The following is a 25,693-nucleotide window of genomic DNA, read 5'->3' as shown; positions in this document are numbered from 1 at the left end:
TCACATCACGAACCCCGCAAAGTATAATGCTTTGGGGAAAACTTGAAGGGCGATCTGTGTATCCTGCCCTGATCTGCCTTAAAAGAGATATTAATGTGTCACCAACAAGGGCATCCACTTCGTCAAGGAGCAGTATTGCAGGTATTTTTTTCGATGAATCGGGTGTAGTTAGTTTGTTTGATGAATCGGTTGCAGGTAGTATGTTTGATGAATCGTGTGCAGTTAGTATGTTTGAAGAATCCGAGGCAGGTAGATTTTTTGATGAATCAGGTGCAGGCAGTTGAGACCAGAACTGAAGCATCTGGGTTAAAAGATCATCAACCGGAATACGGGTTGAGTTTTCATAGAACCAGTTTGTCACCCTGTTTTCTCCGGTGCAGGCATTAATGCTGCGGGCAATAATTGTGCATATTGAAGGTATGCCCCTTTCAACATTGCTTCGGGCTGTCTGCACAGCCTCTATGTTGGCATATACAGCTCTGTATTCCTTTGAGTTGTTGAGGCTCTCTTTAATGGCCAGAAGTGTGCTTGTTTTGCCTGTCTGGCGTGGGGCATGGAGGATAAAATATCGTTCATTGTCTATCAACATCTTTATCTCATCCCAATCCATGCGGCTTATCAAAGGGATGTGGTAGTGCTTGTCGGTTTTAACAGGGCCTGCTGTGTTGAACATGCGTTGTTTCATTTTGGTAATTCCTTTTTACAGTGGAAGGACTCAAAGTCGCCACCTATGATCTTGTAAGCCTTGTCAACAGTGTCTGAATCAGGATTCCCAAGATTAACAAGATAAGGCAGGATTATCTATCCTGAGCATCCTATCCATCCTGAGTATCCTATCCATCCTGAGCATCCTATCTATCCTGAGCATCCTATCTATCTTGAGCATCCTATCTATCCTGAGCATCTTATCCATCCAGGTTATCCTGGTTCAGACAACTGCAATAACTTCTGCAAAAGCAATAAGAGGTCGATTTTGAGAATGGAAATGGGTAAGCTTAAGAGTCATTTCTGAATGTAATTTTCCCAAGCCCAAAAGCACTGTTTTTACCAACGTGCACAGTTTCTGCCATTGTCATCATGGGTAAAAATTGTGCAAGATCGCCCTGGTAGGTGATGGAGCCGGTCAAGCCTCCCATGAACATCTTTTTATCCTGGCGGGATGAGTAGCGTTTCCAGTCAAGCCACTTAAGGGAGTTTTCCGTAACTTCGATACTCTTTGCTGCTTCAACCATGGCAGGGTAGTCAAGTTTTGGCTCACCTTCTCCATATACATTAAAAAGAGCGGTGTTGCGCCTTATTATGCTGCTGATCAAAAGATGAAAGGGAAGTCGTGCCACAGGCGCATTTCTTGCGATGATCCGAAGGGGGGTGATGATATTCATGGTGACTCTTTCATGCCCTTTATGGCTCTTTGTGCTGATGGGCAGGCAGTTGTCTGCTTCAAGTTCACTGTAAATCATCATACTGGACGTTTCTGATATTTTTATTTTCTGGTCATCATGGGTATAGACAACAGATCCATCATCACCGGCAGTTACAGATTCCAGTACAAATCTGCTGCGGCGACCATCAATTTTTTTGCCGATTCCGATTTTTCCCATCTGGTCAAACGCATAGATAAAGTAGGGCAGGTTGTTGTTAATCTGGCCAAAAAAAAGCAATGTGCAGGTCAGTGTCTCGCCCTTTAAAAAATCCCTTTGGGAAGTTTCCGGAGGTTCCAGAACAAGGGGGTGAGGAGCTGAGGATATGCGCAGGCCTTTGGGTAATTCAATGGCATGGGCTGTTTCAAACACCATTGCATAGGTGCAGTTGCTTCGGAGGACGCAGGATTGGCACTCTTGATTTTTCAATGCACATACAACTTTTTTCAGGGCATGACCCATAACTCCCCTGAAGGTGGAGCCTTTATAAAAGGGTAGCTGTGCATCATCTTTCAGTCGTATCATGAAGTTGTATTTGTTAAATATCATTATATTATTCTCTTAAATTGTTTTTAATAAACTTTTTGCACCAAATGATTAAAAATTCAAAATCGCCACCTATGATTTTGTAAGCCTTGTCAACCCTGTCTGAATCAGGATTCCCAGGATTAACAGGATAATACAAGATTATCTATCCTGGACATCCTATCCATCCTGGTTATCCTGATTCAGACAAATGCAATAAATTCTGAAAAAGCAATAAGATGTCGATTTTGAGAAATTAATACAGATAACAGATAGATAGACATTTCCATTATCAATTTAATTATCTGGAATACTATAGTTGATCTTCTTCAATGGCTTTCTGTACAGCATCGGAGATGATTTTGGGGGTGACGGGTTTTTGTATGAAATGGATTTCCGGGCCTGGAAAATCATCAAGGATAATTGCATTTTCCGTGTAGCCTGACATCAGGATTATTTTAAGATCCGGAGACCGTTTTTTCAGCGCAGTTGCCAGTTCAACGCCGTTTTTTCTCGGCATGACAACATCCGAGAGCAGCAGTGATATTTTTCCCTCAAATTTATTAAAAAGCTCTTCACCCTGCTCCCCGTTTTCTGCTTCTATTACTGTGTATCCCCTGGATGAAAGGGCTTTATTGATCATCTCACGGAGCATATCGTCATCTTCCACAAGAAGGATGGTTTCTGTTGCATGGGGAATTTCCACTATTGTTCCTGGCTGTTTTTCTTTTTCCTCAATGGTTTCATAAATGCGTGGCAGATATATTTTAAAAGCTGTGCCCTGACCCTGCTCACTGTACACATCAATGTCCCCGTTGTTCTGTTTGATGATGCCATAGACTGTTGATAATCCCAGACCTGTGCCTTTGCCCCTTGCTTTTGTTGTGAAAAAGGGTTCAAAAATATTTTTCATTATCTCCCTTGGGATACCTTCTCCTGTATCGGAAACGGTTATACGAACATAATCTCCGGCAGTAATGTCAAAGTGGTGATTTATAACTCCCTCTTCCAGTGCAACCTCTCCTGTTTCAATTGTGAGTCTTCCGCCCTGGGGCATGGCATCCCTTGCATTGATGCTCAGGTTCAGAATAATCTGCTCCAGTTGAGATCTGTCTGCCTTTACAAGGAGATTATCACGGCCGTGGATTACAACTATTTCAATATCCTCCCCAAGCAGTCGGCCGAGCATTTTGAGTATATTTTCAATTTCGCTTCCAACATTGAGTATCTCCTGCTTGATCATCTGTTTTCTGCTGAAGGCCAGCAACTGTTGGGTCAATCTGGATGCCCGATGGCCAGCCTCCATAATTGTGATAATATTCTGGTAAAGAGGATGTTCATTGTCAATATCAAGCAGAGAATACTCTGCATAACCAATTATGACACTCAGAATATTGTTGAAATCATGGGCAACTCCGCCGGCAAGCCTGCCAACGGACTCCATTTTCTGTGCCTGGTGGAGCTGGTTCTCAAGCTGGGTTTGGGCCTCTTCAGCAGTTACACGTTGTGTTATATCCCTGTCAATACCCCTGTAACCTGTGACAGTATTACCGCTATTGTCAAAAACAGGATGAGCCGATGTTTCCAGATAGGCAGTCATGCCATTTTTCCGTATGTTTGGCCTTATGCGGTTGGTGATGCTCTTTTTTGTGTTAATAAGGGTTTTAAATGTTTCTGCAGTTGCTTTTTTTGAATCTTCAGGCACAAAATCTGTAAAAAGTCTATCTATGATCTCTTCTGGTGCATAGCCTAAAATTTTGGTTACAGCCGGGCTTGAGTAGGTAAATGTGCCATTGATATCACATTCCCATACCCAGTCATTTATATTTTCCACCATTGCACGGAATTTTGTTTCACTCTGCCGGAGTCTAAAAATGGCAATATCCCTCTGTTTTTTTTCATGGAAAAGGTGATCCAGCATGCTGTTGAATCCTGAATAGAGATAACCTATTTCATCGTTTGATCCCTCCGGAGCACGAATTGAAAAATCTTCTTTTGTGGTAATGGTTCGGGTAATGGCTGCAAGACGTGTGATGGGGCCTGATATTCGCTTTTGAAGACGGATGGATAAAAACAGCGCAAGTGCAAGAATCAGAAGAGTGCCAGGAAGAAGGGTAATGAAAAAGGCTCTGGTCTTGCTGTTGATTTCCCTGGTTTCCGCCTGAATGACAATGGTTCCGTAGTTTTGTCCCTGATATAGCACCGGTACGGAAATGCGAAATATGTTTTTGTAAAATTTACCTTTGTTCCACTTTTCTGTCTCATTGTTTGAGATTTGTGGGGCTTCAGGCATGTTAACTATATTGGAAAGAGTATTGTTTGAAGTTGTTAGATCTTTTGGGGTACTTGATTGTTTTGTAGAAGAGATCTCATCTTTTCGGCTGAAAAAAGCGAAAAGAGAGTTGTTTTTGTCAAACAGCCACACTGAACTAATGTAGTTTATCTGCTCCATTTTTTTCAGGATTTCCGTGGCACCGTCCCTGTCTTCAAATGTAAGTGGAGAGACACAGTATTCTCCCGCAAGTTTTGCATTTATAACCACATTTCGTGCAAGTTCCTGTTTCAGCCCCTGATACTGAAGCCAGCCGCTTAACATATAGGTTGGGACAATGGTCAAAATTGCCACGATAAGAATAATGGCAATGAGTTTTGCCCTTATTGAAACAAAAAAAGAGGTCATCTTAAGTATTACCTTTTCCGGTATCCACTATACGGGCTACCTTTAGCAGAAGATAGCTGATTTTCAGGCCGGATTCTGATGCTGATCTGTTGTTGATTTCAAAACGAATCTGCTCTTCTTCAATGTACATGTTGATATGAACGCCTTTCAAAGCATACCCTGTATTGTCAGAGACAGTGAGAACCGGAAATTTTTTTGAAAATTCAATTATTCTGGAAAGTGTATGGTCATCTGTTTTGCCGATAAAAAGCATGTGGCATCCCTGGATATCCTCTATTCGGTTAAGTAACCGGATTGATACAGGATGCTCTTTGATGGGATGACGTGAAAAAACAGCCTGGAGTATATCTCCAAATGGGTTTGGGCCTATTACACCTATTATAAAAGGCTCCTTTTTATTGATTTCGCTGAATGGTACCGGCCATTGAACAAATCGGGTGAATCGCTCCAGAAATGCAGATTTAAGAAGATATTCATGATGTTTTTCCTGCTGGGCAGAGGTTGATGTGACAATAAGATCAAAGTTGTCAAGGGATATGGGTTTTATATTTGCCGAAATGGATATGAGCGGAAAAATCAAAATAAATATAAGAAGGGAATATTTTAATATCATCTGCATGGTGTGCCTGCCTGAAAACTCTTTGTTGTGATACTGCTTGAATTAAGGATACCCGGATATGAAAATCTTGAAGAACCTTAAAATACTGGGGTTTCTTATCAAAATAATTAGAAACGAAGTTCCATTTTTTAGAAACGAAGTTCCATTTTGATGCCCAAAGATACAGGTTCTTCGATAAAAGTTGCCTGACGGGGATATTGACGGGACGGCTCTTCATGGAACTGTATTCCGTAGCGGATATGATTCCAGCTTACAAGGTTCATTGCATATATGGTCAGCTCTGCATTGGATTTTACCGGAATTTTCCATGAAAGGGCCATGTCCATTGTAAAGGACGGCTTTCCATAGCCGTGATCGGTCATGGTGTCGTAAATGGCGTTCATCTCTTCCCTTGACTCATCTGTCCCATATTGATTATGGGCATCCCGAAACATGTCCAGCATGTCGATCTGGTTTTGTCCCCAGTAAAACCTTGCATCCATGTGGGATTTCAGACTTTGGGATATACTGTGCTGCCAGAACATTTTGATGGTGTGTGAGGGAAGGTTGTTAATGCGATTGTCAGCATAATTTTCACTTAAAGGCATTGGATCACCATCAGGGTTTGTAAGGTCAGTGTCTATTGTTATATATGGGTCGTAATCCATCTGATGAACCCATGAATAGTTTATGCCGCAAGAGTTTCTTTTATCTTTCAGGGTCAGGCCTGTCTCAATGCCGAATAGTTTCAGGTTGCCCACAACATCTGCACCTGCATCTGTCCAGGAGACTTCATCCAGAATGTTGTAATAGATGTTGCTATTAAAAGATATCTCCCCAAAATAGTGTTCGTACATAACCTCGTAATTGACAAGGGTCTCAGGCTCAGGTGGTGGCTGACCATTGTAATCCATGGTATAAATTTCCGGAAAATTGGGAATTCTTACTGATCTTTGCCACACGGCACGCAGAATATCACTGTCAGTCAAGCTGGAGATAAGAGCAACCCTTGGAGAGTAATACCAGTCAGTGTAATCATTTTTATCTGCTCTTCCGGAAAGAATCATGTGAAATCCAGGATAAAAATTCATATTGGCTTCACTCAGGATGGAGTAGGAGTTGGATTTCAGGTGTGGCATTACAGTTGATGTCCCTTCTCCATATTTTTGATAGAATTCAGAATCCTCTGTCAGAACTGCAAACCGGATGGGGCTTCTCATGCTGAGAATAAAGCTGTCATCATCCTTTCCCCACTCCGGCAGCCAGTATTCATGGGCATAAATTGCGCCCAGGGCAAAGCGGAACTTGTCGCTGTGGTCGTAATGAAGTGTCAGGTTGGTGTTTAGTTCATTTTCGGAATAGGAGTTGTTGAACTGGGTGATATACTCCTGGGGTTGACTTGTTCCCTGGTAGCCGGCAATTTCCCGCAAAGATATGGAATCAAATCCAATTCGGGATTCAAGAGAGAGTTTTTTTGAAATGTTGTGGGTCTTATCAAGCTCCAATAGAGCACTTTGGGTCATGAATCCCTGGGATTTTTCCCCGTCTGCATAGCTTGTTTTTTCAGCCAGCTTTTCCCAACTGTATGAGCTGTATCTGCCCCAAAGATGCCAACCATTGAAAAAGTTGAGGTCAAGATGAAGTTTTGCCTGGGGTGTATCTAAGAAATCAGCAAGGTATGATGGCTCATCAGAACCAAGTCCCTTGTTACCCCATGTTTCGGACATGAATCCATATCCGTACCCATGGGCGCGATCCACGTAAAACCATCTCGTTGAGCTTTCTCCACTGGAGCTGCTGTAACTTCCATAAAGATAGCATTTGAGATCTTCACCTTCATATCCTTGGGATGCATAGGTTGTAAAATATCTGTAAGCTGTGTTTGCCTCTATTCCTGTCCTTCTTCCATTTTCATTTTCTGCGGTACGGGTGATGATGTTGATGACCCCTCCAATGGCACCTGAGCCATAAGTAACAGAGCCTGGGCCGCGAATTATTTCTATCTCCCTGATATCGTTAAGATCGCGATTGAAAATCTCAACAAGCGGGCCGTCCTGGATTTTCAGGTTCAGGTTTTTCCCATTGACAAGAAGCAGATAGTGATAGTTCTGATCACCCAGCACCCCCCTGAAGCCAAATCTTGGTCCGTTGTAATGATTTATAAAAGTTGCCCCTGGAACATAGACTTCAATGAGATCAAGAATGCTTCTTGCAGGTGTCATGGCAATATCGTTTTCGGTGATCACTGTTCTGGCAACAGGTGCCTTTGCCGCAGCAATTCCTGTTATTGTTCCTGTCTGGATTCGGGTAGTCATCAACTCCTGAAGAGACATTTCAAATAGTTTCTGGGAGTCATATTCAGAAGGAAAAGCATCCTGGGAGGAAGAGGCGGGTAGGCTCTCTTGAGCCTGGGCTGCATTAAGGGGGCTGTCAAAAGTAAAAGAGAGCTGGAATCCTAAAAAAGCAAGCATTAATAAAAATAAAAACTGTGGAAAAATTTTTTTCCTGACCTTTATCTTCATTGGTTACACCCTTTGTTATTTCAGGTTATTTCCGGAGACTTACACCCTGAATGGTTGGGCATTAAAGGGGGGATCCTTTTATTGTAACAGGAAATGAGAGAAAAATGATTTCCGAGCGTAAGCTTATTTCCAGTCATGATACATACAACAATAAAAAAAGGCAAGTTGCTTTACCCCAAAATAATAGAAGTTCAAAATTTTGAACTGCCAAAATAAAAAGTTCATAATTTTGAACTTTCCATAAAAAAATATCAAGACGGTTATTATTTCAGTATGTTAGTGGTTACGCTATTGCTTTGATATTTTTTTGAGTTCATGATTTTGAACTTTTATATCTGCTTTAATGGATTTAAGATGACCTTGAAATAAATAATTTGGATAAAAACGAGACATTTTTAAATATATATTGGGCTGTTCTACCTGTATAAAAACAATAATGAATTTTTTTTCTCTTGGTTTTGAGTGTCGTAATGTATTGTTTTTATTGGTATGATGTTGTGGGGAGCTGCTCTTGGAAAATTTTTGGCCAATGAAAAAGAATAATGTGGCATATCGTTTGCATTAATAAAAAGGCAGCTAACAAAATGTTAGTTTCATCTTTTTTCCTCCTTTAAAAAGGCTGTTCAGATAACTTCTGAACAGCCTTTTTAAATTTTAAAGTGGAAAACCTCTTGAACCTTTGAATTTATTAGTTGGTCTCCGTAAAATTCTGATATATAAAGATTTTTATCCTTCGTTGTGATGCGTCAGCAAACATGGGGAGTATTAGAAAGTCTCTCCCCAGGCACAATTATTCTTATTCACCCCAGTTTAAAATAACTTTGCCGGACTGCCCGCTGTTCATGACATCAAATCCTTTCTGGAAATCATCCACATCAAAGCGATGGGTAATTATTGGGGCAATATCAAGACCGGACTGGACAAGGCTTATCATCTTGTACCAGGTCTCAAACATCTCCCTTCCGTATATGCCCTTCAGGGTAAGGCTTTTAAATATAACAAGATCAGAGTTGAGCAGCGGTTTTTGTGAAAAAATACCCAGCATGGCAATTTTGCCGCCGTGGTTCATGCTTTCAAGCATCTGATCGAAAGCAGATGGTACCCCAGACATCTCCATGCCCACATCAAACCCCTGCATCATGCCAAGCTCATTTTGAATATCAGACAATGATTCTCTGGCCACATTTACAGCCCTTACCGATGCAAGGCTTTTTGCAAGATTAAGGCGATAGTCATTGACATCGGTTATAACCACATGACGTGCTCCGATTCTTTTGGCAATTGTTGCTGCCATGATGCCTATGGGGCCTGCACCTGTTATAATTACATCCTCTCCAACAAGATCAAATGAGAGGGCAGTATGTGCAGCATTGCCAAATGGATCCATGATTGCCGCAATATCATCCTCAAGGTTGTCCGGCACAGGATAGACATTTATCTCCGGTATCACCAGAAGCTCGGTAAAGCAGCCAATACGGTTTACTCCAACACCGTGGGTGTCAATGCAGAGGTGTCGCTTACCGGCACGGCAGCTTCTGCATTTGCCGCAGGTAAGATGTCCTTCTCCTGAGACCCTTTGCCCCGGCCTGAAATTTTTGACAGCAGCTCCAACTGCCACAACTTCTCCCACAAATTCATGGCCTATCACCATTGGTGTCTTGATTGTTTTTTGTGACCACGCATCCCAGTTGTAAATGTGAAGGTCCGTGCCGCAAATGGCAGTTTTCCTGATTTTTATCAGCACATCAGCAGGGCCGTATTTAGGCTCAGGTACATCCTGAAGCCACAGCCCTGGCTCAGGTTTTGCTTTTACAAGCGCTTTCATTATGATTTTATCCTTAAGTGTAAAAAATGTTGTTTTGATTGTTTAGGCTTTATTGAATAACACCCAACTCCCGTCCAACCTTTGCAAAGGCTTTAATGGCCTTGTTGATGTGTTCCCTGTCATGGGCAGCAGACATCTGGGTGCGGATACGTGCTTCTCCTCTTGGTACAACCGGAAAAGAGAATCCAACAACATATATTCCCTCTTCAAGCATACGTTGAGCCATACGACCGGCCAGGACTGCATCTCCAAGCATAACAGGAATAATGGGGTGATCCCCTGGAACCAGGGTAAATCCAAGTTGATTCATCTCTTTTCTGAAATAGGTGCTGTTATCTTTGAGTTTTTTTCTAAGATCATCACCTTCACTGAGCATCTCGATAACCTTAATGGAAGCTGCTGCAATGGGGGGTGCAAGGGTGTTGGAAAAAAGATATGGGCGGGAGCGCTGACGCAGCCACTCAATAATCTCCTTGCGGCCGCTTGTGTAGCCCCCAGATGCACCGCCAAGTGCTTTGCCAAGTGTACCGGTAAGGATATCCACTCGCTTCTGAACTCCGCAATATTCCGGAGTTCCTGCTCCGTTTTCTCCCACAAAACCTACGGCATGGGAGTCATCCACCATCACCAGGGCATTGTATCTGTCTGCAAGATCGCATATCCCCTTGAGATCGGCAATTATTCCGTCCATGGAAAACACTCCGTCCGTGGCAACCATTATAAACCTTGCCCCTTCAGATCTTGCTGCTTTAAGCTGAATCTCAAGATCAGCCATGTCATTGTTTTTATAGCGGTATCGCTTAGCCTTACAGAGCCGGACACCGTCAATGATGCTTGCGTGGTTCAGGGCATCACTGACAATGGCATCCTCAGGCCCGAAAAGGGTTTCAAAAAGCCCGCCATTGGCATCAAAACATGATGAGTAGAGGATGGTGTCCTCTGTGTGCAGAAAATCACTTATCTTTTTCTCCAGGGTTTTATGTAGCTCCTGGGTTCCACAGATGAAGCGAACCGATGCCATACCGAAGCCATATTTTTCCATCCCTTCCCCGGCAGCCTGAATCAACGCAGGATGATTGGCAAGACCAAGATAGTTGTTTGCACAGAAATTGATCACTTCTGCTCCACCAGAGACTTTTATGTCTGCCTGCTGCTGGGAGGTGATGATTCTCTCATTTTTATAAAGCCCTTCAGAATGAAGCTTTTCTGTCTCTTGTTTTAAAAAGTCCAGTAAATTTTGTTCCATTTGGATTCCTCAATATGGTTGTGCTTGTGGTATGGTCAGGTAATACGCCTTCTGAACAACTTCCCATAAAATTAAAATAGACTTTCCTTCAGCAAATCTATAGTTTAATTTTATCTACTCAAAATCGACATCTTTTGGCTTTCTCGGCACTTATTGCATTTGTCTGAATCAGGATAACCAGGATTTACAGGATGCTCAGGATTTACAGGATGTTCAGGATGCTCAGGATTTTTATCTCCTGTAAATTATTATTATCCTGGGCATCCTGATTCAGACAGTAGTGACAGGGCGCAAAAGAGCATAGGTGTCAGCTTTGAATATGTATCTATATGGAGCTTATTGTCATGTCAATGAAATCAACTTAAAATTTGGGCACTTTTCTTTTTTAGGAATTTTAATAAAAATGTAAAGCGTTATTGTGATGATATGAAAGATGCAGGGAGGCAAAGGAGAACAGGTGAATACATTCAGTCAGGTTATAAGCATAATAATCGGTTACGGGTTGGTAATTTATTCACTTATAACAGGCAATTTTCCCACAAGGGGTGGCTCCATCAATGCTGATTCTCTACCGGAGCTTTACTGGAGTGCCATAATCACTTTTTTTGTAATAAGCACTTATCTGCTTTGGAAATTTATTTCAAAAGATCGGCATTGATGAGGCAAAGCAGGAAAAGAGGCAAAGCAGGAAAAGAGGCAAGTAGAAAAGGGGGAAGTAGAGAAGAGGCAAGTGGAGACGCAATACATTGCGTCTCTACATAATCACGATTTGGGCATCAAATTGGTTTTTAGACACCCAGATCAAAACGGTCAAGGTTCATTACCTTATCCCAGACAGCAATAAAGTCATTCAGGAATTTTTCCTGTGAGTCCTCACATCCATAAACTTCAGCAAGTGCCCTAAGCTGTGAGTTTGAGCCAAAAATGAGATCAACACGGGTAGCTGTCCACTTGAGTTCACCGCTTTTGCGATCACGTCCCTCAAATATCTCTTTTTCTTCAGAGGTTGGTTTCCACTCGGTGCCCATATCAAGAATATTTACGAAAAAATCATTGGTAAGTGTCTCCGGTCTTGTTGTGAATAGACCGTGGCTTGATTGTCCGAAGTTTGTATTGAGTACCCGCATTCCACCAACAAGTACAGTCATTTCCGGAGCTGTAAGTGTCAGCAGTTGCGCACGATCAATCAGCAACTCCTCAGAAGATACGGAATATTTGGCTTTGAGGTAATTGCGAAATCCGTCTGCTTTGGGTTCAAGTACTGAAAATGACTCTACATCTGTTTGCTCCTGCAAAGCATCGGTACGTCCAGGAGTATAAGGTACATTCACTTCATATCCGGCATTTTTTGCAGCTTTCTCAATACCTGCGCAACCTCCAAGAACAATCAGGTCAGCAATGGAAACTTTTTTTCCCCCTGTCTGGGCTTTATTGAAATCATTCTGGATTTTTTTAAGGATATCAAGCACATTGGCAAGTTTTTCGGGCTGGTTGACTTCCCAATCTTTCTGTGGAGCAAGACAAATGCGTGCGCCATTGGCACCACCTCGTTTATCCGAGCCACGGAAGGTGGAAGCAGATGCCCAGGAAGTTGAAACAAGTTGAGAGACAGACAATCCTGAAGCAATGATTTTGCTTTTCAGATCAGCAATATCCTGATCGTTGATAAGTTCATGATCAACTTCGGGAACCGGATCTTGCCAGGTAAGCACCTCTTCCGGAACCTCGGGGCCAAGATATCGGGAGCGTGGCCCCATATCTCGATGGGTCAGCTTGAACCACGCCCTTGCAAATGCGTCCGCAAACTCCTCGGGGTTTTCGTGGAAACGCTTTGCAATGGGCTTATAGACCGGATCCATCCTTAAAGAGAGATCTGCTGTGGTCATGATGGTGGTAACTTTCCTGGATGGATCATGGGCTGCCGGTGCAAGATCCTTTTCGTCCGGGGAGACAGGTACCCATTGTTTAGCTCCGGCAGGGCTTTTAACAAGATTCCAGTCATAGCCGAACAGCATGTCAAAATAACCCATATCCCACTTGACAGGATTGGGAGTCCAGGCACCCTCAATGCCGCTGCTTATGGTATCATCACCCTTGCCGCTTTTAAAGCTGCTCTTCCAGCCAAGTCCCTGCTCTTCAATTGAGGCTCCTTCAGGTTCAGGCCCCACATGTTTGGGACTTCCTGCCCCATGGCATTTCCCAAATGTGTGGCCACCTGCCACAAGCGCCACAGTCTCTTCATCATTCATTGCCATGCGGGCAAATGTTTCTCTTACGTCACGACCAGAAGCAACTGCATCTGGTTCGCCGTTGGGCCCTTCGGGATTTACGTATATAAGCCCCATCTGCACGGCTGCCAGGGGATTATCAAGATCCCTGTCTCCTGAATAACGCTTGTCGTCAAGCCACTCATTTTCATTTCCCCAGTAGATATCCTCTTCAGGCTCCCAGATATCCTCGCGTCCTCCGGCAAAACCGAATGTTTTGAAACCCATGGACTCCAGAGCGCAGTTACCGGCAAGGATCATGAGATCTGCCCAGGATATCTTTTTGCCATATTTTTGTTTTATCGGCCATAGAAGTCTTCTGGCCTTGTCAAGGTTAACATTGTCTGGCCAACTGTTAAGGGGTGCAAGTCGCTGGTTGCCAGTTCCGGCACCTCCCCGGCCATCTCCCATGCGGTAGGTACCTGCACTGTGCCAGGCCATGCGTATGAAAAGCCCTCCGTAATGACCATAATCTGCCGGCCACCACTCCTGGGAGTCTGTCATAAGGGCATAGAGATCCTTTTTTACAGCCCCAAGATCAAGCTTTTTAAACTCTTCAGCATAGTTGAAGCCTTTCTCCATTGGGTTGCTCATGTTGGAGTGCTGATGAAGAATCTTCAGATTCAACTGCTCAGGCCACCAATCTCGGTTTGAGGTGCCGCTGCCGGTAACTTTTTTGGCGGTTTTCCCTGTTACAGGGCACTTTCCATCATGGCAATTTTCTTTTTGGTCAGACATTTTGGCCTCCTTCAGTTATTTGTGGAAACAAGATATTAATTGATAAACATTATCAATTGCAACTCTTTATTCACTAATAAACTATCTCAAATATTAAAAATAATTTTATTATGAGTTTTAAAAGTCACCAAATAATTTTATTAATACTATATTTTTATAGATTGTTGCAAGGCTATTGTAGGAAAATCATTCTTGAGCAACTCTCTATATACTCAAATTCCACATCTTTTTGGCTTTTTCGCATTTATTATATTTGTCTGAATCAGGATAACCAGGATGGATAGGATGCTCAGGATAGATAATCCTGCCTTATCTTTCTTAATCCTGGGTATCCTGATTCAGACAGTAGTGACAATGCTTACAAGATCATGGATGTCAGCTTTGAGTATAATTTTGCCTTATCCTGTTAATTTTGGGCATCCTGATTCAGACACTATTGACAAGGGTCAAGAGGTTATATGTGCCGACTTTGAGCAAATAATTTTTAAACCTTAATTTTGACAAAAACCAGATATCAGTCTATTGTGGTAGGCATTTGAGCAGTTTTTGAATGATTGAGCAAATTTTTTTCCCCTTCCCCTTTTTAAGTCCATAGTATAGAAACTTCCATGTATTTTACAGTGAAAATGACTTTCATTTTTATACTTGGGGGTGATTGATACGCAATCATGTCTGTTTTATATGAAAGTCTCAATAAATAGCTGTTTTTAGAACAACTTTCATTCCTTCGATTGTGGCGGGCATCCGCCATGTACGTTATAAAGCATTAAAACTGAATTGGAAAACCATGAAAAACTTGCCAACACTTCCCACAGGAGACTCTTCTTTTGAAAATATAAGGCTCAATGGAGATCTTTATGTGGATAAAACAAGAAAGATCAGCCAGATGGTTAGAGATGGAAAGTACTATTTTCTTTCCCGCCCAAGAAGATTTGGTAAATCTTTGATGGTCTCCACTCTAAAATGTCTCTTTGAGGGCAGGGAAGAGCTTTTTGAAGGTTTATGGATAAAAAATCAGGAAAATAATGACAATAAAGAAGAAAATGTTAAATGGGAGTGGAAAAGGCATCCTGTTATAGCACTTGATTTCAATCAGATAAGCCATCAAACACCAGAGATTTTAGTTCAGGGACTGTCAAGTGCTTTAAATTCCATTGGTGGTGAATTTGGAATTGAGTTAAAGGAGACACTTCTTAAGGAACAGTTTAAAGAGCTTATAAAAGCATTGAATAAAAAAACAAAAATGCCTGTTGTCATTTTAATAGATGAGTACGATAAACCCCTTATTGACCACCTTGGAAAAGGTGAGGAAGTTCTTAAGATTGCAAAGAAAAACCGTGATATTTTAAAAGATTTTTTTGGGGTAATTAAAGGGGTGGAAGTTACGCCTATAACTCGCTTTGTATTCATCACAGGTGTATCCAAGTTCAGTCAAGTATCTATATTTTCAGAGTTAAATAACCTGACAGACCTTACCATGCTCCCTCTATATTCAGATATGCTTGGATATACCATGGAAGAGGTTGATCTCTATTTTACTCCATACGTTGCACAAATGGCAAACAGGACAGATAACAGCGAAAATGAGCCTGCAAAAGTAATGGATGCTCTTATTAATCATTATAATGGGTATCGTTTTTCAGAAAGAGATGTCAAAGTTTTTAATCCATATTCTTTTATGTCAGCCCTTAAACATATGCTTATTGAACATTACTGGTTTGAAACAGGAACACCTTCATTTTTAATAAATCTTATCAAGGAACAAAAGTGGTATCCCCCTGCAATTGAAAATATTCAAGCAACAAAATCACTTTTCAGCGTATATGATCTTGATAGACTCCAGCTTGAGGCACTGCTTTTTCAGACAGGTTACATTACCATAAAAAATATAAGGGGAATGCTCTACACATTTGATTATCCCAATCAGGAGGTTAAAACAGCATTTCTTGAAAATCTCTTTTTCAGCTATACAGAAAATTACAGGGAAGGCTCTCAGTTTGCCCTTCTTTGTGAATATCTTGAACTTCAGGAATTTGATAATTTCATTGAAACCATGAAGGCAATTTATGCATCTATCCCCAACATCCTTGAAAGCAACCGGGACGAGGCATATTTCCACACTATATTTTATCTTATGGTTTCAGCATCAGGTGTCAGGGCAAATAGCGAGGTGTTAACCTGTAAGGGCAGGATTGATCTTGTGGTTGAGTTTAATGATAAAATTTATATCATAGAGTTCAAATGCAATCAAAGCAGTGATACAGCAATTAACCAAATTAGAGAAAAGAAATATGCAGATTCTTATCAGCAAAGGGGTAAGGATATCCATTTAATAGGTATAAATTTTGACACTGGGGAGCGTAACATATCAGATTGGAAGCATGAGTTGAGTTTGACTAATGAGCTATTAAAAACCCTTTGACGACCATCGTCTGCTTCCTGTTTGCTCTCGGGTTCTCTTAATGAAAAATTCCAAAACATCAAATCTTCAAATTTTACGGTTTTTTCAAAATATCGTGTGTGCCTATATTCCGCAAATAATAGGACTCATCATCTTTTTGAAAAGTGCAACGATATGAGGATGTGATTCGGGCTTCCCAGATCTCTTTTAATCCTTGCATTTTTTTGACATTAAGGGATGGATGCTCCGGGTTAGATAATAAAAGCCCCAACTGTTTATCCGTTGTTTCCTGGATTTGTTGGGGCAGTTTTCGGTATTGTCGAATAAATTTTTTTGTGAAAAAAAGTTTCATATTCAATCTGCTTTAAGAGCTTTAAGCGCATCATTTATATTGTCAAAAGGACCTTCAATATTCCCTTCTGCTATATCTTTGTCTGCCTCGGCCTCGTCTTCTTGCCACTCTTTAGTATGAAAATAGGCTTGATCTGAAGGAATCACTTTAACAGGGCTTATGATAAAATAAGTATCCTGTTTATTAATATCCAAATAATCGCCTTCTTTTATATTTAATTCTTTGCGGAGATCACTTGGTAAAGTGATTTGAAAGTTTTTCTTTACCTTGACTAATTCCATATTTATCTCCTGATTTTTTATTTTATTCATTTTGATAATTTTTGAAATTCTAAAATTTGGAATTTCATAAGTCAATGATAGCATACTTTGATTTTCTGTCAAGAATCAACCGTGTTGCTCTCTCTTGCAAAACCTGACATTGTTAAGATTCCTTCGGAGTGGATGGTGGTGGTTTTTGGATGTATGAATAACACGTCATTGGAAGACGTAGGAATATGGAATGAAGAGGGTATAACTGTTTGAGTTGATTTACCAGCATTTGTTGATCTAATCAATAGGTATGACGCTTGTCTTAATCAACTATTGACTTAATTTTGCCTTCAAGTTGGAATTGCTTGAGTTTGCTATCCAATCTGTTAAATTGGGAATTGATTGATTCTACCCATGCCGGATGTTTCCAAGCCGACCTGCAATGTCATCAGTCACTTGTTAAATTGTAAAAAACAGAATCCATTTTCACGGAACAGGAGAAAGACATGACAGATTTAAATGAACAGTTTGAAACCGCAAGCAAGGATGTTCAGACCTTAACCAAAAAACCCGGAAATGATATTCTTCTCAAGCTCTATTCGCTCTTTAAACAGGGCAGTGTGGGGGATGTTACCGGAAAGCGTCCCGGAATGACAGATTTCAAGGGACGAGCAAAATATGATGCCTGGAGTAAGTGTCAGGGAACCCCACAGGATAAAGCCAAACAGGAGTACATTGATCTTGTGGCAAGCCTAAAAGGGTAAAAAACAGGGGTGGTGTCCAAACCTGTTGATGAAAGAGTTGCAGACCCTTATCCTGCAAAACTCCGTCAAGAGCGGATCAACAGGTTTATGGCACTACCAGATCAGGATAGAGAGAAATATTTAATGGCTTCAACCAACGACAATATATATCAAATACTCGAAAACGACACCTATGAGATTTTGAAGCTTGTCAATACTGTCTGAATCAGGATGTCCAGGATAACCAGGATTTACAGGATAAAAATCTTGAGCATCCTGTAAATCCTGGTTATCCTGATTCAGACAAATGCCATAAATGCCAAAAAAGCCAACAACATGTCGATTTTGAGCAAATATTAAGAGCCTGTTTAAATATTCAGACTTTGAGCCTTTAATGTTTGACAAAAATAACATTTGAGCTTACGTTCCAAATATACACTTAAACAACACAAAGTTAAAAGGAAAAAAATTATGCTTGTTGTTAATGCGAAAGAAGTTAGAGAGAAATTCAGCTCTATTCTTGATGAAGTGGAAAAGGGAGAGGATATTGTTATAACCAGAAGAGGTAAAAAAGTTGCTCGTATTATAAATATAAATATTAACGATAAACCAACTCCATTAAAAGCCTTAAAAGAATTCAGAAAAAACATTAAGGTTACAGGAGAGCCGTTAAGCCGAACAACTATAAATAAAAGAGATGAGGAACGTAATTAATGCTTTACATTGATACAAATATTTTAGCTGCCTATTACTGCCCTGAATCTCTAAGTGATAAAATAGAAGAGATACTAATTAACACTGAAGAACCAGCTGTAAGCCAACTAACAGAAATAGAACTTGCATCTGCAATATCACGCAAAATTAGAGAAAACTCTCTTTCAAAAGAAGATGGAGATATAATTTTATCTTTATTTCAAACACATATTGACCAAAAAAGTTTTATTTATCTTCCCATTCAGACTAAGCATTACTCTATTGCAAAAAAATGGATTGCTCAGTTTAACACTCCTTTAAGAAGCCTTGATGCTATACATTTGGCTATTGCACATGAAAAAAGCATTCCCATACTTACTGCTGATGCTAAACTTGCAAATTCTGCTAAGATACTTGGAGTTGACGCAATACTTGTGCTTTAAGTTAGTTCACAATCATATCATTTCTAAAAAAACAGTCCCTCCATGGCTACTAAAACCATTATAGCGAAGTTCTACAGCCCACCCTTCCCCCTCCGAAAATTTTTTGCCAGCCTTATTATTTCCTGCCGATTCCAGAGAATTATTTTTAAAAGGTATTATATGACCATTGGTCAAATGTGACCTTTTTATATGGCTTTTTAACTAAAACCATGCAAATGGTCGTATGGTTTATTATCATTTAAAAATCAATAAGATAGCCACAGATACAACAAGGTTGGAAATGCTGGCATAAATATTGAATTATAGAAGATCAATGTCAAGAAAAGAATAAAGCAGTATTACTTGACACAATTTTAATAGATTCTCACACGTCATCAACCAAGAGCCAGTTTAATTATCTGGAAAAATTATAGTTCCAGATCCGTTTTTTTAAAAGTAGATGATCTATGAGCAAGGTCAGTATCAGGATAATCTTAATATCAAGCTTGCTTTCCCTGCTGGCTTCAAATGTCTATAGCCAGGATAATAGTGAACCCGGTCGTTACAACAAAGGTGGATCGCTTCTCTTTCCTCAAGGACAGCTCTTTTATCTTTCCATGGCAAGTCCCAAGGAGCCACGTACCCATATCACCTACGTCGTACTCAAGCTGCCGGACGAGAGTATTGAAACTGGCAACGGCATTGAAGAAGATGACAGCATAAATATAGGATCTGTTGGCTTTGGAGACAGTTTCGGTCTTGTTCGCTGGTCAGGCTGGGGCGATGATGATGCCTGGCAGCTCAATATCAGCGGGGCAGTCCTGGCCCAGTTCAATATGGATGCAGATTCAATGGATCTTATCAATGCCGATTATATCATCGGTTTTCCGTTAAGCTACAGGAACGACCATTTCTCAGCACGGGCACGTTTTTTTTCACCAGTCATGCAATATCTGCTGAAAAAGCAAAAAGATGTCGATTTTGAGGATTGATTCAGATATCGGTACGTTCGGTATTGACATTAATGTAATAAACTATGCACTTGAGTCTGCTAATAAAGACGATAAACTGCTCACAGTCACTCTGACCAAAAAACAGATTGAGGAGAGTCCATCCCTGAACAGTGACAAGCCAGTTTCACGGCAATTCGAGGAGACCTATTACGGGTATTATGGATGGCCCATGTATTGGGACGGTCCATACATGTGGGGTTCTTCTCCCAGAATTGTACGTGACAGCGGACAATGGAAAGTCATAAACAAAGTTGAAACACAATGGGATCCTCATCTTCGCAGCACAAAGGCTGTGTATGGTAACAACATCCAGGCGGAAGATGGTGAAATTGGCCACGTCGAGGATTTTATAATTGATGATGACACATGGGCGATTCGTTATTTGGTTATTGATACAAAAAACTGGTGGCCTGGAAAAAAAGTGCTGATTTCCACAAAGTGGCTTGATCACATCAGTTGGACTCAGTCAAAAGTATTCGTCAATCTCACCAGGGATACAATCAAAAAAGCACCTGAATACACTGACGAGTCTCTAATGCTCTTAGATTATCGTAAATATGAGGCCGGATTGCATGAATATTACAAGCAAGAAGGGTATTGGGCCAATGAACCAGATATGTGAAATTCATTTATGATAAAAAATTGCACCATTGGTGGCAGGAGAAATTCTATTTTCTGCCATTTTTGTAGGGGCAGACCTATGTGTCTGCCCTCTTTATGAGGGCGATCACACAGAATTGCCCCTACAGTGGCCGATGTTAGAACCAAACCCCAAAATTTCAATAAAAGATAGTCGTATCCTCCAAAAAATGCCGCATATGACCCTTCGGCCAAATAAGACCCTTTTTATATCTTTTAAAAGCCTGAGCCAAACACCCTTCTGAGGTTATTTATTCCTTTAAAATCAAGCTGATGCACGGTAAAAATTTCGGAACCGGAATTCCGGCATAATGATTGCTTTATTTAAAGATAAGCATGGACTTCAAATAATCTCATCAGTCATCAATTTTTTCCCGCTACACCATATATATGCAACCGAACAGGTATTAATAATGGCATATGCGGTGTTCAAAATGAGAGTCATTTCCAGGGTAAACGTTCATGGCCGCATTCGGCCACTCCCTACTATGAAAACCAAATATGTTTTTACGGTAAACGGTCATGGCTGTCATCCAGCCACCCCCGAATATGGAAAATTGTATCCATTTCCACGGTAAACGGGCATGGCTGCCATCCATCCACCCCCGAATATAGAAAATTGTATCCATTTCCACGGTAAAAAGAGGATCAATAATGATCATTCTCAGAATTATAATGAATGTACTTGAAGAGAAGCATTTAGAGCTTACCCAGACTCTTCATTCGCTCATTGAACCCGTGGGCAGTGAAACCGGCTGCAAAAGCTATTCTGTTTCCTGTGATATCCATGAAAAGAATCGATTTTATCTGATGGAAGAGTGGGAAACCCGTGAAGATATGGATCGTCACATAAAATCCAATCGGTTCGGGGTGTTGCTTGGAACCCAAACCCTTTTACGAAATCCTCTTAATCTCAAGATATATTCGGTTTCGCATCTTCAGGGGATGGAGAGAGTTAAAAAGATAAGAACCAAACTGGCATGAAAGCGTATCAAACAGTCATGACGGCGTATCAAATAGTCATGACGGCGTATCAAGCGGCATGACAGCGTATCAAACTGACATGAAGGAGTATCAAGCTGGCACGGCTGCGTATCATTATCACCCAAAGGAGTTTTTTCATAATGAACATACTATTAATTTATCCTGAATTTCCGGATACATTCTGGTCATTTACCTATGCTTTAAGTTTTATCGGCAAAAAAGCCGCTTTCCCGCCGCTGGGGCTGATCACAGTGGCTGCCCTGCTGCCTGAGAAATGGGCAAAACGTCTGGTGGATACAAACGTGGAGAGATTGAAAGAGAAGGATATCCTGTGGGCGGATATGGTCTTTGTTGGCGGCATGGCGATCCAGAGGAAATCCGCAGAAGAGATCATTGATCGCTGCAAAGCCTTGAATGTTCCGGTTGTTGGAGGCGGGCCTCTTTTTACCTCCGAACCCGATGAATTCAAGTCCGTGGATCACCTGGTGCTGGATGAAGCAGAATTGACATTTCCCAGGTTTTTGTCGGACTTAAATAAAGGCCTGGCAAAAAAGATATACAGGGCTTCCGGGTTCTGTGAGCCTTCCGATACACCCATTCCCTTATGGGAGCTTTTAAAGATGAAACGGTATGCTTCCATGAGCCTTCAATTTTCAAGGGGGTGCCCATTCAATTGCGATTTCTGTAATGTGACGGCTCTATTTGGCCATAAACCGAGGTTAAAAACCCCGGAGCAGATAATCCTGGAACTGGACAGAATCTATGCAGCAGGCTGGCGTGGCAGTATTTTTTTTGTGGATGATAATTTTATAGGCAACAAAAGGTATTTAAAAACTCATCTCCTTCCTGCCTTGATTGAATGGCACAAAGATAAAAAAGGGTGTGTCTTTTTCACGGAATCTTCCATCAACCTGGCAGACGACCCTGAACTGCTTGATATGATGGTAGCTGCCGGGTTTGATTCCGTGTTTATCGGGATTGAATCCCCGGATGAGGTCTGTCTCACCGAATGCCATAAGACCCAGAATAAAAACAGGGATCTTCTTGAAAGTGTGGGCATCATCCATCGCTCCGGATTACAGGTCATGGGCGGGTTTATTGTGGGATTTGACAGCGACGGGCCCTCTATTTTTCAGCAGCAGATCGATTTTATCCAGAAAAGCGGGATTGTGACAGCCATGGTAGGTATGCTCCAGGCAATTCCAGGTACCCGGCTTTTTGACCGGCTTCAAAAGGAGAGCCGGGTTGCTGAATTTTTTTCAGGAGACAATGTGAACGGTACCACCAATATTATCCCGCAGATGGGCATGGAGAAGCTTTCTGACGGATATCAATCCATCATGAAACAGATTTATCAGCCGAAAAATTATTACCGCCGCGTAAGGATCTTGTTCAGGGACCTCAAGGCACCTGAAATCATTGCACCCCTTGATATTCATCGTCTTCTTTCATTTTTCAAGGCAACCATAAGACTTGGGATATTGGGAAAGGAACGCTTTCATTACTGGTATTTGATTCTCTGGACAGTGACACGGAAACCAAGACTCGTGTCAACGGCTGTGACTCTTTCCATTTACGGCTATCATTACCGGAGAATTTGTGAACGGTATATTTATTAACCTGTTCTGTTTTTCCTGACCAATACCACGCAATTACCTGATATTCGAAAAGGCGACAAGAGTTACAATCCCTTGTATATCAATGCCTGGTCGGCAGAAGATCAACGGGTTTATGACACCAACAAACAAAGGAGATGTCTCATGAGTACAAAAGAAGCATACAAACAGAAGATGGAGGCCGAGAAATTAGAACAACTAATGGCTGAGGCTGATGAACTTGTCTGTCAGATTAATTCAGAAGCTTTAAAGGATATGGAAGAAGAGCATCGTATTCAGTTTGAAAAACATGCTCAGAAACTGGAAAGCATTAAATCTGAAATTCAGGGCGACATCAACAGTAAAGATGTATCTAAATTGAATTTCGGTGCTGATGGTATGCACGAGGCAATCCTCGACATTGTAAAAGCCATGCAGAACTTTCAAAACAAACTTTATTGATTTTCCATGCATCCATTGTTCAGAAGTGGGGTGTCTAAACCTGCCATTTTCGATTGATTATTTTTTAACCATCTAAAATATACATAAAACTAAAAAATAAACAAATTATGAAAACAAAAAATCTTATCAACGTTTTTATTATTGGATTTTGTCTGTTTGTCTTTATCGCCGGCTGTGCCGGAACAAGTCATAAGGAAATCACAGGCGAATATGTTGATGATTCTGTTATAACCGCCAAGGTAAAGGCACAAATTTTTGATGATCCGATGCTCAAGGTACTCCAGATCAATGTTGAAACTTTTAAGGGAGAAGTGCAGTTAAGCGGTTTCGTGAATTCTGCCGCAGCCTCTGTCAGAGCAGTGGAAGTGGCCAGATCAGTGAATGGTGTCCAATCTATCAAGAACAGCCTTATCATTAAAAATTAGCTCAAATGCAACACATAATAGGAGAACGATTATGAAATTTTTTAAAACCATGGTTGCTTTGCCACTCATTGTTGCTTTCTTTGCAGTTGGATGTGCTGTCCGGCAACCGATCCAGCAAGCTTTTACCCCAACCATTTTTAATTCAGACGATTATGTTTCTGCCATAGATAATTTTCTGATTATCCTGGATGCATCCAGTTCCATGGATGACATTTATAATGGAAATGAAAAATTTTTCACTGCCCGTGAAATTGTAAAACACTTGAGTCAGACCCTGCCGGAACTTAACCAGAATGCAGGCTTGAGATCTTTTGGGCACAGTAGGCAAGTTTCTGATAAACTGACGGTTCTTTTTTATGGCATGGAAAAATATACAAGGGAGGGTCTGAAAGAAAAATCAGCCCTGATTACCGTTGCAGGTGGGACCAGCCCCATGCATAAGGCCATGACCGCAGCCATAGAGGATCTTGAAAACTTTTCCGGAAAAACAGCTGTTGTGATCATAAGTGACTGTCAAGAGGCAGTGGGGTTAGAATCGCCCATAACCCTGAAAACAGCCCGGGAACTGAAGAATCAAATGGGTCAAGAGATTTGTTTTTATCCGGTCTTTGTCGGTGATGATGAAGAAGGGATGATCCTGATGGAAGAAATTGCCGCCATAGGCAAGTGCGGCTTTGTGACCAAAGCGGATAAATTGATGACAGGCATCGGTATGGGGCAGTTTGTAGAGGATATTTTCCTGACTGAAAAACCTCTGACCGAAAAACCCATAGTTGAAGCACCGCCACCCGCCCCGGAAGCAGTACCTCCCCCGGAAGTCGTTAAAGTCTGGGTGGTGGATGAAACCCATTTTGATTTTGATAAAATTATCATCAAACCGGCAGGTTTTGAGTTTCTTGACAAAGTTGTCAATGTCTTGATAGCCCGTCCCGATCTTTTTGTAAAAATCCAGGGCCACACGGACAGCATCGGTACCAGAAAATATAATGATACCCTTTCCATGAGACGGGCAGAGGCTGTAAAAGCCTATCTCGCAGATAAGGGAATTGATGAAAACCGCATCTCCTGCGAAGGGTTCGGTTTTTCAAAACCTGTGGCATCCAACAAAACAGATAAAGGCCGTGCATTGAACAGGCGTGTTGAACTTTTTCCAGTCACAAAATAGTTCAATTTTATAATTTACCCACAATTTACCTGCTTATGACCGATATGGTTAAGTACCCGAACAGAAATAATCATGTAAAATAGTCTAAGGAAAAGTTATGGATTAATTTTGTTTAGGTGCTTATGCCGGAAAGGAGAGATCACCAATGATGGCTGGCATCGCAAAAATTCTCTTGAAACCGCTTCATTTTTTTGGATATCTTTTCAAAAAAGAATCGACGTCTGTCACTGCTGAAGAACTGCCCCTTCGTGCAGAACTGTTTGGCAGTGACCAAATGAAACAGCATGGCATAAACCTGGCCAGGGGACATGAGTTGAGTGACAGGCGACTGCCGGACAAACTTTTGTCTCGCCTGTCGGAAAATGAAGCCCTGCTCATTGATGTGTGCAGACCACTGACCCAAGCCATTGTGAAAAATCGCCTTATTGCTCCGGCCGAAGAGTGGTTGCTGGACAATTTCTACCTGATCGAGGCACAGATCCGTACAGCAAAACAGCATCTGTCAAAGGAGTACAGCCTTGAGCTGCCTCGCCTTTCAAAAGGGCCGTCAGCCGGCAGGCCAAGGGTGTATGACATTGCCCTTGAGATCATCTCCCACGGGGACGGCCGGGTGGACACTGAAAGCCTCAGCAGTTTTGTGGCTGCCTATCAGAGTGTCACCATTCTGAAACTGGGGGAACTCTGGGCTATCCCCATCATGTTGCGGCTTGCCCTGATTGAAAATCT

25 protein-coding genes are annotated in these 25,693 nt (G+C 41.4%); 15 read left to right on the top strand and 10 right to left on the bottom strand.

Annotation, left to right across the window (positions count from 1 at the left end; translation table 11 throughout):
• The 8 genes from MTBBW1_RS28265 to MTBBW1_RS08655 all read right to left on the bottom strand — a co-directional run.
• On the bottom strand, positions 1 to 685 hold a 685-nt coding region (locus tag MTBBW1_RS28265), incomplete at its 3' end, for an AAA-like domain-containing protein (RefSeq protein ID WP_222424016.1).
• A gap of 93 nt (positions 686 to 778) precedes the next feature.
• Positions 779 to 913, bottom strand: coding sequence for a hypothetical protein (locus MTBBW1_RS29960; protein WP_281255627.1), 135 nt, complete (start codon positions 911 to 913; stop codon positions 779 to 781).
• Between the two features lie 82 nt (positions 914 to 995).
• Positions 996 to 1,970, bottom strand: coding sequence for a CRISPR system precrRNA processing endoribonuclease RAMP protein Cas6 (cas6, locus tag MTBBW1_RS08680; protein WP_080802035.1), 975 nt, complete (start codon positions 1,968 to 1,970; stop codon positions 996 to 998).
• 289 nt (positions 1,971 to 2,259) lie between these two features.
• Positions 2,260 to 4,626: an ATP-binding protein gene (locus MTBBW1_RS08675; RefSeq protein WP_080802032.1), complete on the bottom strand. Its 2,367-nt coding sequence runs from the start codon at positions 4,624 to 4,626 to the stop codon at positions 2,260 to 2,262.
• Between the two features lies 1 nt (position 4,627).
• Positions 4,628 to 5,245: a YfiR family protein gene (locus MTBBW1_RS08670; RefSeq protein ID WP_080802029.1), complete on the bottom strand. Its 618-nt coding sequence runs from the start codon at positions 5,243 to 5,245 to the stop codon at positions 4,628 to 4,630.
• A 128-nt stretch (positions 5,246 to 5,373) separates the two neighbouring features.
• Complete coding sequence (locus tag MTBBW1_RS08665; RefSeq protein WP_080802026.1) at positions 5,374 to 7,746, bottom strand: TonB-dependent receptor plug domain-containing protein; 2,373 nt, start codon at positions 7,744 to 7,746, stop codon at positions 5,374 to 5,376.
• A gap of 796 nt (positions 7,747 to 8,542) precedes the next feature.
• The gene (gene tdh / locus MTBBW1_RS08660; RefSeq protein WP_080802023.1) at positions 8,543 to 9,571 is read right to left on the bottom strand and encodes an L-threonine 3-dehydrogenase; all 1,029 of its coding nucleotides are present in this window, start codon (positions 9,569 to 9,571) and stop codon (positions 8,543 to 8,545) included.
• A 49-nt stretch (positions 9,572 to 9,620) separates the two neighbouring features.
• Positions 9,621 to 10,817 (bottom strand): glycine C-acetyltransferase, encoded by a 1,197-nt coding sequence (locus MTBBW1_RS08655; RefSeq protein WP_080802020.1) that lies wholly within the window; start codon positions 10,815 to 10,817, stop codon positions 9,621 to 9,623.
• A 457-nt stretch (positions 10,818 to 11,274) separates the two neighbouring features.
• On the opposite strand from MTBBW1_RS08655, the gene MTBBW1_RS08650 reads away from it, so the two are divergent.
• Positions 11,275 to 11,475, top strand: coding sequence for a hypothetical protein (locus MTBBW1_RS08650; RefSeq protein WP_139786709.1), 201 nt, complete (start codon positions 11,275 to 11,277; stop codon positions 11,473 to 11,475).
• 130 nt (positions 11,476 to 11,605) lie between these two features.
• On the opposite strand, the gene katG is transcribed toward MTBBW1_RS08650, so the two are convergent.
• Positions 11,606 to 13,822 carry a catalase/peroxidase HPI gene (gene katG / locus MTBBW1_RS08645; RefSeq protein ID WP_080802013.1) on the bottom strand — a complete coding sequence of 739 codons (2,217 nt, stop codon included), beginning with the start codon at positions 13,820 to 13,822 and terminating at the stop codon, positions 11,606 to 11,608.
• Positions 13,823 to 14,107: 285 nt separating this feature from the next.
• Between katG and MTBBW1_RS08640 the strand changes: the two genes are divergently transcribed.
• Together MTBBW1_RS08640 and MTBBW1_RS08635 are read left to right on the top strand one after the other, a co-directional pair.
• Complete coding sequence (locus MTBBW1_RS08640; protein WP_139786708.1) at positions 14,108 to 14,317, top strand: hypothetical protein; 210 nt, start codon at positions 14,108 to 14,110, stop codon at positions 14,315 to 14,317.
• Positions 14,318 to 14,609: 292 nt separating this feature from the next.
• Positions 14,610 to 16,244, top strand: coding sequence for an ATP-binding protein (locus MTBBW1_RS08635; RefSeq protein ID WP_080802009.1), 1,635 nt, complete (start codon positions 14,610 to 14,612; stop codon positions 16,242 to 16,244).
• 333 nt (positions 16,245 to 16,577) lie between these two features.
• Here the strand turns inward: MTBBW1_RS08635 and MTBBW1_RS08625 are convergent, their stop codons facing one another.
• A complete protein-coding gene (locus MTBBW1_RS08625; protein ID WP_080802005.1) occupies positions 16,578 to 16,856 on the bottom strand; it encodes an AbrB/MazE/SpoVT family DNA-binding domain-containing protein in 279 nt (92 codons plus the stop codon).
• 476 nt (positions 16,857 to 17,332) lie between these two features.
• Here MTBBW1_RS08625 and MTBBW1_RS08620 point away from each other — a divergent pair, with 476 nt between their 5' ends.
• The 12 genes from MTBBW1_RS08620 to MTBBW1_RS08560 form a co-directional block, all read left to right on the top strand.
• Positions 17,333 to 17,590 (top strand): acyl-CoA-binding protein, encoded by a 258-nt coding sequence (locus MTBBW1_RS08620; RefSeq protein WP_080802002.1) that lies wholly within the window; start codon positions 17,333 to 17,335, stop codon positions 17,588 to 17,590.
• A 12-nt stretch (positions 17,591 to 17,602) separates the two neighbouring features.
• Positions 17,603 to 17,794 (top strand): hypothetical protein, encoded by a 192-nt coding sequence (locus MTBBW1_RS27750; protein WP_139786707.1) that lies wholly within the window; start codon positions 17,603 to 17,605, stop codon positions 17,792 to 17,794.
• 246 nt (positions 17,795 to 18,040) lie between these two features.
• Entirely contained in the window at positions 18,041 to 18,283 is a 243-nt protein-coding gene (locus tag MTBBW1_RS08610) for a type II toxin-antitoxin system Phd/YefM family antitoxin (protein WP_080801998.1), read from the top strand.
• Positions 18,283 to 18,705, top strand: coding sequence for a type II toxin-antitoxin system VapC family toxin (locus MTBBW1_RS08605; RefSeq protein ID WP_080801994.1), 423 nt, complete (start codon positions 18,283 to 18,285; stop codon positions 18,703 to 18,705). Before MTBBW1_RS08610 ends, MTBBW1_RS08605 begins: the two co-directional genes overlap by 1 nt.
• Positions 18,706 to 19,151: 446 nt before the next feature.
• Entirely contained in the window at positions 19,152 to 19,676 is a 525-nt protein-coding gene (locus tag MTBBW1_RS08600) for a DUF1207 domain-containing protein (protein WP_080801990.1), read from the top strand.
• Positions 19,657 to 20,319, top strand: a complete 663-nt coding sequence (locus tag MTBBW1_RS08595) for a PRC-barrel domain-containing protein (protein ID WP_139786706.1) — start codon at positions 19,657 to 19,659, stop codon at positions 20,317 to 20,319. Before MTBBW1_RS08600 ends, MTBBW1_RS08595 begins: the two co-directional genes overlap by 20 nt.
• A gap of 671 nt (positions 20,320 to 20,990) precedes the next feature.
• Positions 20,991 to 21,320, top strand: coding sequence for a putative quinol monooxygenase (locus MTBBW1_RS08585; protein ID WP_080801982.1), 330 nt, complete (start codon positions 20,991 to 20,993; stop codon positions 21,318 to 21,320).
• Positions 21,321 to 21,460: 140 nt separating this feature from the next.
• A complete protein-coding gene (locus MTBBW1_RS08580) occupies positions 21,461 to 22,939 on the top strand; it encodes a B12-binding domain-containing radical SAM protein (RefSeq protein WP_080801979.1) in 1,479 nt (492 codons plus the stop codon).
• Between the two features lie 141 nt (positions 22,940 to 23,080).
• On the top strand, positions 23,081 to 23,377 hold the full coding sequence (locus tag MTBBW1_RS08575; protein WP_080801976.1) for a hypothetical protein: 297 nt from the start codon (positions 23,081 to 23,083) through the stop codon (positions 23,375 to 23,377).
• A gap of 107 nt (positions 23,378 to 23,484) precedes the next feature.
• Positions 23,485 to 23,802, top strand: a complete 318-nt coding sequence (locus MTBBW1_RS08570; RefSeq protein WP_080801973.1) for a BON domain-containing protein — start codon at positions 23,485 to 23,487, stop codon at positions 23,800 to 23,802.
• A gap of 31 nt (positions 23,803 to 23,833) precedes the next feature.
• Positions 23,834 to 24,967, top strand: coding sequence for an OmpA family protein (locus MTBBW1_RS08565; RefSeq protein WP_080801970.1), 1,134 nt, complete (start codon positions 23,834 to 23,836; stop codon positions 24,965 to 24,967).
• A gap of 145 nt (positions 24,968 to 25,112) precedes the next feature.
• The coding region (locus tag MTBBW1_RS08560) for a hypothetical protein (protein WP_139786713.1) at positions 25,113 to 25,693 on the top strand (581 nt) is incomplete at its 3' end.

It is taken from the genome of Desulfamplus magnetovallimortis, from assembly GCF_900170035.1.
Classification (GTDB): domain Bacteria; phylum Desulfobacterota; class Desulfobacteria; order Desulfobacterales; family Desulfobacteraceae; genus Desulfamplus; species Desulfamplus magnetovallimortis.
The sequence above is the reverse complement of the archived record's forward strand: the minus strand, read 5'-3'. Positions and strand labels throughout refer to the sequence as shown.